Here is a 397-nt window from a genome sequence, read left to right on the forward strand (position 1 = left end):
GTTTGCTGTTAATGAAACTGACGTAGTGCCTCCGATAGTTCCGTTTACTGAAGCTGTTGTTTCTGTAACTGCATCGATTACTGGAGCGCCGACTGTCACTTTCACCACTGCTGCCGCACAGTTTGACGGGTTTAATTTTTCGCACACCTGGTAGGCAAACTCATAATCGCCTGCCGGAGCATTTGCTTTTAATTCAATTGTACCGTCTGCATTTAGGCTTAAATATCCTTTTGGATCTGCCGTACTTACCGAAATATTTACTTCTGATAAATTAACTGCATTTCCGTCTTTTGTATCATTCGCTAAAACGTTTAACAATGTCTGAGGCTGGTTTGTTCCGATAGCCGAAGCCACAGTATCATCTTTTAAATCTAAGACTGAGCCTGTCACCGAAACA

General features: G+C 42.3%; 1 protein-coding gene. It reads right to left on the reverse strand.

Translation table 11 applies throughout. The features are described from left to right. The coding region (locus tag IR010_RS20005) for an Ig-like domain-containing protein (RefSeq protein WP_228515215.1) at positions 1-397 on the reverse strand (397 nt) is incomplete at both ends.

The sequence above is a fragment of the Flavobacterium sp. MR2016-29 genome (assembly GCF_015350695.1).
GTDB lineage: Bacteria > Bacteroidota > Bacteroidia > Flavobacteriales > Flavobacteriaceae > Flavobacterium.